Genomic DNA, 7,950 nt, shown 5'->3' on the forward strand with positions numbered 1-7,950 from the left:
TTGCGGTCAGTGTGCTCCTTCAGACAAGCTCTTCCATCTAACCTTAAATTACTCGGAGTAAACACGCTATGTCGATCATTTTAAGTTAGTCTCAACCTTTACCGTCGGCCTGCAAAAAACTACTTTTTGTCACCATAGACTCTTTCAAGATAATTTCCTGCACTTACCTCAATCGTCTTGTCCAGGGTATTGACCTTGTCAACTTTCAACAAAGAAGTATAGTCATCAATCATGCGGTGGCCCTCAAATGCTGCTTCCGCAAAAACCGTAATTCCTACCAGTTCAGATTCAAACTCTTCGATCATACTTTTCATTCCATTAACGGTGCCGCCACCCTTCATGAAATCATCCACAACTAAAACATGTGAACCCCGTTTGAGACTCCTTTTGGAAAGTTCCATTTTCTCAATTCGTTCACTTGAACCAGAGACGTAATTAACTGAAACCGTAGAGCCTTCTGTAATCTTAGAATCTCTTCTCAAAATAACAAACGGAACATTAAGATAAGTAGAAACACTTTGTGCAATTGGGACCCCTTTGGTAGCAACTGTCATCACCGCATCAACTTGCCGATCAAGATACTGTCTTGCAATCACTCTTCCGACTTCACGCAAAATATCGGGTCTACCTAATAAATCAGATAGGTAGACATAACCACCCGGTAAAAGGCGGTCTTTTTCAGATAATTTTTCCGTCATTTCTGCAATAAATGCTCTAACTGCATGTTCATCAATTGAAGGAATAAAGCGTGCACCACCAGCGGCTCCGGGAATCGTTTCCAAAATACCGATCCCTCGTGCTTTAAATGTACGTTTAATAATAGATAAATCTTCGCTGATAGATGATTTTGCAGATTCATAGCGTTCTGCAAAGTAGGTCAAAGAAATCAGCGTATGTGGCCGTTCAAGCAAATAATTAGTCATATCGATCAGCCGATCACTTCTTCTTGTTTTCACATTAAGTCCTCCAATACTTCATTTCAAAATATCATTATTAATAAAATATTCTATCAGTCATTATAAGGCATTTTACGTAATTTGCATAGTTTTTTTACCTCAATTACAAAAATAGTTCGTTTTTGTTGCAAATTATTCTGATCATCGCTCTTTTTATTTCTCAAAAATTAATTTTGTCTAACATTCGTCTTTGACAAGTACTTCTTTGCAGCACACTCAGCACGCCTTTAAGACTCCGAGATTGAAAAAAACTCAGAGCTGCATTCGCAACAGTTTAAAATAATAGCCAAAATTCCATTTGCAGCTTCAAGAATAAAAAACCCATAATCATTAGCTCTTTTAGCTAACAATTATAGGTCATCCTAATTTAAAATTATCCTATGCTGTGGCTTAAGTTGAGATCCCTAGCAGTTACTAAATCTGTAAAAGTAAATCATCGGCACGGAACCACTTCAACCTCTCTACAAAAAGATAGCGGGAAAGATAAGCTAGTAAGACTGGTAAAACGACAAACAGGAGCACCAACAATCCCAAGTTCACGCCCGAATGTGGCATTTGCTGATAGGCCGCTGAAGGTCCAATCAAGCCACTAAAACCAAAACCGGCACTCATTGGATTCCCCTTAATACCAAAGATTGCCCCCACAAAGCCCATTATTCCAGCATTTATACTTAATGGAAAAAAGAGTGCTGGTTTTTGTAACAGATTTCCCATTTGAATCTTGGGTGAACCAATAAAATGTGCAATTGTAGTTCCAAAGTTATTTGCAGTACTGCCGTAGACCGCTAACATAAAACTAGCAGCTGTAATTCCAAGATTAGCAGACCCCGAACCAATTCCAGCTAAACCAATGGCAGTCGCTATCCCAACCGAACTAATCGGTGAAACAACTAAGATTCCAAAACAAATCCCCATTAAAAGTCCCATCAGCAACGGCTGCAGAGTCGTTAAATGTGCGATTAAAGCTCCAATCGTAGTTGCAACCAGCTTAACATATGGCAGCACAAGCAAGCCTGCACCACCCGCAATCACAATTACCAATAACGGCAAAAGCAGGATTGTATAGTTTTTGAAACGGTCGCCTAAAAATAGTGCCAGCCAGACTGCAAATGCAATTGTCAGTCCCGTATTTATAATATCGCCAGTTCCTTTTAAAATAAAACTCCCGTTAACTTGTTGCATTACACCTGAACCGACCATCGCTGCAATTCCAACAGCTGAAATCTGAATGGGATTCAATTTAAACTGAATTGCGACACACAAACCAGCAATTACCGGAAGTAAACTCATCGCAAAAGTCGTCATCATCACTATTTGCATTGCTCCTGGCAAAATTCCTTTTAGTGCTTGCATTAATTGCCCCACTAAAGCTGCTGGCACAAGTGCTACGACTACACCTAAACTGATTCCATTCAGTACATTCATACTGTACTCTTGACCTGTAACTTTTTTTATCATCTTCTTACCTCATATTTTTAGTTTATTTAGGAAACCTGATGTTCGCTGCGACCACCATGGAGAATCGTAACCACATCGTCCAAACTAATATCAACCATGTTTTTGACCGCAATATTAGTATAAAATCCGACATGTGGTGTCAAAATTACATTGTCAAAAGAACGCAGCCGCTCAAGCTGTTGACTTGGCAATTTTTTCCCTTCTAGGTTGAAATTAAAGAAATTTTCTTCACCTGTTAATGTATCGAGTGCTGCCCCAGCAAGTTGCTTGTGTTCTAACGCCGTAATCAAGGCTTCCGTATCGACCACTGGACCTCGGCATTCATTTACCAAAAAAGCAGTCGGCTTCATCAAAGAAAGTGCCTTTTCATCAATCAGCTTGACAGAAGTCGGGTTCAAATCAACATGTAAACAAATTACATCTGCTTGTGCTAAAACTTCTTCTTTGCGCTTGTAAGTTAAAATACTTTTAAGTTCCTCACGCTCTTGAACATCATATGCAATCACGTTGGCACCTAAGGCGTTAAAGATTTGCGCACTTGTGGCCCCAATTCGCCCTGCTCCAATGATTCCAATCGTTAAAGAATGGATTTCAGCTGCTTGCAGCCCCACCCAGCGAAAATCTTGTTTTTCCATTCTTTTATCAAAAATTTCCAAGTTACGAATCAGCCGCATTGTATGTGCCAAAGCTAGCTCTGCAACAGATCGTGGAGAATAGGCAGGAACATTTGTCACCACCAACCCGTTTGCGACAGCCGCCTTAACATCGACCATATCATATCCCGCAGTTCGGGTTGTAACCTGCTTTAATCCAGCTGCTTTTAACAGCGGATAAACTTCTGCTTCAATCTTACTGCGTTGTTGGACAACTAACCCATCAAAGCCGGCAACCTTGCTAGCCGTCTCAGGATGCAATTCCCAAGGAACTGTTGTAACTGCAATCTGATTGCGCTTTTCCCATGCTTTTATTGCGGCTTTTTCATCATCGCGCACACTCAGCATCAAAATTTTTGTCATCTGCTTTTTGCTCCTTTGTTTTCCTTAACATAACTGCCGACACGTTCCATTGCTGTAATAATATCTTCCATACTTGCAGCATAGCTGATACGCACATAGCCTTCACCGCCAGGACCAAAGCTGCTGCCACCAATCAAGGCAACTTTGGCCTTTTCAGCTAGATCATAGATAAATTTCTGATCATCCTGAATTAACCCCTGGGGAATCTTAGCAAAGAGGTAGAATGCCCCTTCCGGCTTGGCGCATTCAAAACCATAAGAAGTCATTTTTTCAAATAAATAATCGCGGCGTTTGCGATACTCCTTTTTCATTGCATCGCTATCGTTTATCCCATTAGCAAAAGCCTCTGTTGCAGCAGCCTGCGTCATGGTAGAAGTTGTCGTGATCGTGAACTGGTGAACTTTGCTTAACTCCTGTGCAATCGCACGAGGTGCACACATTATTCCAATTCGCCAGCCTGTCATTGCATGCGACTTGGAAACACCATTTAACAAAATAGTCTGTTCACGCAGCGATTTGGTTAACGAAGCATGCGGTGCATCATAGTTGAGCTCACTGTAAATCTCATCACAAATTGCAAAGATCTGTTTGCCTTTGATTACAGCTGCAAGCTGATCTAAATCAGTTTGACTATAAGTAACCCCAGTCGGATTAGAAGGATAGTTAAGAACGACTGCCTTAACATTTTCATGCTTGTCCAACTGCTCTTGCAACATCTCAGGCGACATTCTGAACCCGTTTTTGGAGGTGTCAACTAAAATTGGGGTGGCTTGATTCAAAAGCGTAATCGCAATGTATAGCGGAAAAATTGGCGTCGGAATAATAACTTGATCGCCTGGATTCAAGATGGAAGTTAAAGCCGTGTAAATCGCTTCTGTCGCTCCATTAGTCACGATCACTTCATTCATTGGATCATATTGCTGCGCATACTTTTGCTGTAGAAAAGAAGCAGCGGCTTGACGCAATGCGACCGTTCCATTCGAAGGCGCATAATGAGTTTGATTCTCCTGAATACTCTTAATACCTGCTGCTTTAATATGCTCTGGTGTTGCAAAATCAGGTTCACCCATTGTAAACTTGATAATTCCAGGAATCTTCGAAGCAAACTCATCAAAAGTCCGAATATCTGACGGTTTGAGTAATGAAAGTTCCTTTTTCATACTTGAAACTAGTGATTTCATAAACTAACCCTTCCTTTCAAAATGACACAAAAAAGCCAGAAGACTCCAACAGTCCTCTGGCTTTTTACATTCTTTATTTGAATCAAAGCCGTCAGACTATTGTTACAGCTGTGCGGCTTTGCTAAAATTCCTCAGCAAATTAACTCTTGTTTTCCCCACAGATGCAAATACGTTTGCAAACGTGTTTGCACCTCATCGAAATTCGATCAACTACAAACACTCGTGAAAAAACCAAAAGTAATAGTAACCATTCAATTGTGTGAGTCCGCTATTTGAGATCATAATTAAAAACTCCTTAAAATTGAATAAATTGACTATAACCTAAAAAATAAAAACTGTCAATGTAAAATCTCAAAAGTCCACACACTGATCCCTGATAATTTCTTGAAGCATACTTTATATTGATTGTGTATATTCACTTCAAAACTTATATTTATTCAAAATATCCGTTAAAAATACTTTTTTTGTAAATATTATTGCATTTAACGCATATTAATGTTATTGTTTGATCAATCGCAAGCCATAACAATTGAGGAGTGTATTATTATGAAAAAAGAAAAAGTTGTTCTCGCATATTCTGGTGGTCTGGATACATCAGTCGCCATCGCATGGCTTAAAAATAAAGGGTACGATGTCATTGCCTGCTGCATTGATGTAGGTGAAGGCAAAGACTTGGAAGCTATTAAACAAAAGGGACTAGCGGTGGGTGCCACTGTTTCTTTAACGATCGATGCTAAAGAAGAGTTTGCACATGACTATGCGCTCGTTGCACTCCAAGGCCATACCTATTATGAAAATAAATATCCGCTGATTTCAGCGCTTTCACGGCCACTGATTGTAACCAAGCTAGTCGAAGTTGCAAAGAAATACAACGCAACTGCAATTGCTCATGGTTGCACTGGTAAAGGGAATGATCAAGTTCGTTTCGAAGTCGGGATTCACGCACTTGCACCAGAAATTAAAATTGAAGACCCAATCAGAGATTGGCACTGGTCACGGGAAGAAGAAATTCAGTATGCTGCTGAAAATGAAATTCCAGTCCCAATCAATAAGAAAAGTCCCTACTCGATTGATGAAAATTTATGGGGCAGAGCAAATGAATGTGGTATCTTAGAAGATCCATGGGCAAGCGCCCCAGAAGATGCTTATGCACGGACAAACGCAATCGAAGATACCCCTGATCAACCGACAACTATCACATTGACCTTTGAAAAAGGAATTCCAACTAAGTTAAATGAAGAGCCTTATTCGCTAGCAACATTGATCATGAAGCTTGACAAGCTAGCTGGTCAGCATGGAATTGGCCGGATTGATCATATTGAAAATCGGTTGGTTGGAATCAAGTCGCGGGAAATCTACGAGTGTCCAGCAGCCACAGTCTTAATAAAAGCACATAAGGATTTGGAAGACTTGACTAGCGAACGTGATCTGGCACATTTCAAACCTGTAATTGAACAAAAGCTCAGTGAGATTATCTATAATGGACTTTGGTTCTCTCCTTTAACAAAAGCTCTTTTAGCTTTCTTGACAGCATCGCAAAAAAATGTGAATGGCACAGTCAGGATTAAACTTTTCAAGGGAAATGTAATTTGTGAGGGACGGAAGTCACCTAATTCTCTCTACGATAAAAATCTTGCAACTTACACGGCAGCGGATGAATTTGACCAGGAGGCGGCGGCCGGATTTATTAAACTTTGGGGTTTACCATCACAAGTTTATGCTCAAGTACAACAAAAAAGTGTGGCATCAACTAAAAAAACCCCGTCAATTCCAAGCGAGGTTCAGTAATGATGGGCAACAAAAAACCTTGGGGCGGGCGTTTTTCAAAACAAAGTGCCGCTTGGATCGACAGCTTTGGTGCCTCCATTAGCTTCGATCAGGAAATGGCACATGAAGATTTAGAAGGCTCACTTGCACATGCCCAAATGCTCAAAAAAACCGGTATAATCAGTCCGGCAGACGCCGAACAAATTATCGCTGGTCTAAAAGAGATTGAACATGATCTTAAAGCAGGCAAGGTAACCTTTGATGTCCAACTTGAAGATATTCACATGAATATCGAAACCCTACTCACTCAAAAAATCGGCCCTGTCGCTGGTAAATTGCATACTGCCCGCAGCCGCAACGACCAAGTTGCAACCGATCTTCATCTCTATTTAAAACATCGTCTCCCTGAAATTAATGCCGCGCTTTTGGAATTACAGGAAGTCTTGGTGCAAAAAGCACAGCAACATGTAACGACGATTATGCCAGGTTACACGCACTTGCAGCATGCTCAGCCGATCTCTTATGCCCATTACTTGTTGGCCTATTATCAAATGTTCAGTCGTGATCGTGAACGTTTCGAATTCAATCTACAACATACTGACATTAATCCTTTAGGTGCGGCAGCTTTGGCAGGAACCACTTTTCCGATTGAGCGTGCATACACTTCAAAGCTTTTGGGCTTTTCAAAAACCTATTCAAATTCTCTTGATGCCGTCTCTGATCGTGATTTTGTCTTGGAATTTCTTAATAATGCTTCCATTTTAATGGTGCATCTCTCGCGTTTTTGTGAAGAAATCATTCTGTGGTGCAGCTACGAATTCGGCTATCTTGAACTTGACGACTCTTTTTCAACCGGTAGTTCAATCATGCCGCAAAAAAAGAACCCCGACATGGCTGAACTCATTCGGGGTAAAAGTGGACGCATCTTTGGTCATCTTCTCGGACTGCTCACGACGATGAAAGGTTTGCCACTTGCATATAATAAAGATCTGCAAGAAGACAAAGAAGGTGTTTTTGATACCGTCAAGACTATTATTCCAACGCTCAAAATTTTCACAGGAATGCTTAAAACACTCAAAGTAAATACCGCAAAAATGGAACAAGCGACCACCCACGATCTTTCGAATGCAACAGAATTTGCCGATTACCTTGCAAGCAAAGGTTTACCATTCAGGGAGGCACACCGGGTCGTCGGAGAACTCGTCTTAAAATGCATTGCAGAAAAAAGAAATTTGCAAGATTTGACGCCAGCAGAAATGCAAGCCGTCTCACCGCTAATTGCCAACGACATTTATGCAAAACTAACTTCAAAAGAGGCTGTTGCCCGTCGGAATTCTTTTGGTGGAACCGGATTTTCCCAAATTAAAAAACAACTGGCACAAGCACGCGCGGAATTGGCTTCAAATTCACCCAAAAACTAGCATTTACTAGCTAGCATCAATTCTCGTTCTACCTCATTGAATGAATAAGCTAAACCAAGTTCTAGGGCTGGGTCAAAAATTAAATTTTGACCCGGCTCTTTCTAGTTATTCTGGATAAACGTGTTCCATAAGTCAAAATTCTCCGTCTAAC

Annotated in this window: 6 protein-coding genes; 2 read left to right on the forward strand and 4 right to left on the reverse strand. The window is 40.7% G+C overall.

Annotated features, from left to right (window positions below):
- Nucleotides 1-119: 119 nt before the first annotated feature.
- The 4 genes from purR to FD50_RS01660 form a co-directional block, all read right to left on the reverse strand.
- Nucleotides 120-956 (reverse strand): pur operon repressor, encoded by an 837-nt coding sequence (gene purR, locus FD50_RS01645; protein WP_056959819.1) that lies wholly within the window; start codon nt 954-956, stop codon nt 120-122.
- A gap of 414 nt (nt 957-1,370) precedes the next feature.
- Nucleotides 1,371-2,414 (reverse strand): PTS sugar transporter subunit IIC, encoded by a 1,044-nt coding sequence (locus FD50_RS01650; protein ID WP_056959822.1) that lies wholly within the window; start codon nt 2,412-2,414, stop codon nt 1,371-1,373.
- A gap of 26 nt (nt 2,415-2,440) precedes the next feature.
- Nucleotides 2,441-3,430 carry a D-2-hydroxyacid dehydrogenase gene (locus tag FD50_RS01655; protein WP_056959824.1) on the reverse strand — a complete coding sequence of 330 codons (990 nt, stop codon included), beginning with the start codon at nt 3,428-3,430 and terminating at the stop codon, nt 2,441-2,443.
- Nucleotides 3,427-4,611: an aminotransferase class I/II-fold pyridoxal phosphate-dependent enzyme gene (locus FD50_RS01660; RefSeq protein WP_056959826.1), complete on the reverse strand. Its 1,185-nt coding sequence runs from the start codon at nt 4,609-4,611 to the stop codon at nt 3,427-3,429. Before FD50_RS01660 ends, FD50_RS01655 begins: the two co-directional genes overlap by 4 nt.
- Before the next feature lie 546 nt (nt 4,612-5,157).
- Between FD50_RS01660 and FD50_RS01665 the strand changes: the two genes are divergently transcribed.
- Complete coding sequence (locus tag FD50_RS01665; RefSeq protein ID WP_056959828.1) at nt 5,158-6,399, forward strand: argininosuccinate synthase; 1,242 nt, start codon at nt 5,158-5,160, stop codon at nt 6,397-6,399.
- 2 nt (nt 6,400-6,401) lie between these two features.
- Entirely contained in the window at nt 6,402-7,799 is a 1,398-nt protein-coding gene (gene argH, locus FD50_RS01670; RefSeq protein WP_056959858.1) for an argininosuccinate lyase, read from the forward strand.
- The last annotated feature ends 151 nt before the right edge of the window (nt 7,800-7,950 follow it).

This window comes from Liquorilactobacillus satsumensis DSM 16230 = JCM 12392 (assembly GCF_001435195.1).
Lineage (GTDB): Bacteria > Bacillota > Bacilli > Lactobacillales > Lactobacillaceae > Liquorilactobacillus > Liquorilactobacillus satsumensis.

Bases quoted from the DNA above. Each gene is read 5' to 3' on its own strand.
- FD50_RS01650 (WP_056959822.1), bottom strand. From the start codon at position 2,414: ATGATAAAAAAAGTTACAGGTCAAGAGTACAGTATGAATGTACTGAAT.
- FD50_RS01655 (WP_056959824.1), bottom strand. From the start codon at position 3,430: ATGACAAAAATTTTGATGCTGAGTGTGCGCGATGATGAAAAAGCCGCA.
- FD50_RS01660 (WP_056959826.1), bottom strand. From the start codon at position 4,611: ATGAAATCACTAGTTTCAAGTATGAAAAAGGAACTTTCATTACTCAAA.
- FD50_RS01665 (WP_056959828.1), top strand. From the start codon at position 5,158: ATGAAAAAAGAAAAAGTTGTTCTCGCATATTCTGGTGGTCTGGATACA.
- argH (WP_056959858.1), top strand. From the start codon at position 6,402: ATGGGCAACAAAAAACCTTGGGGCGGGCGTTTTTCAAAACAAAGTGCC.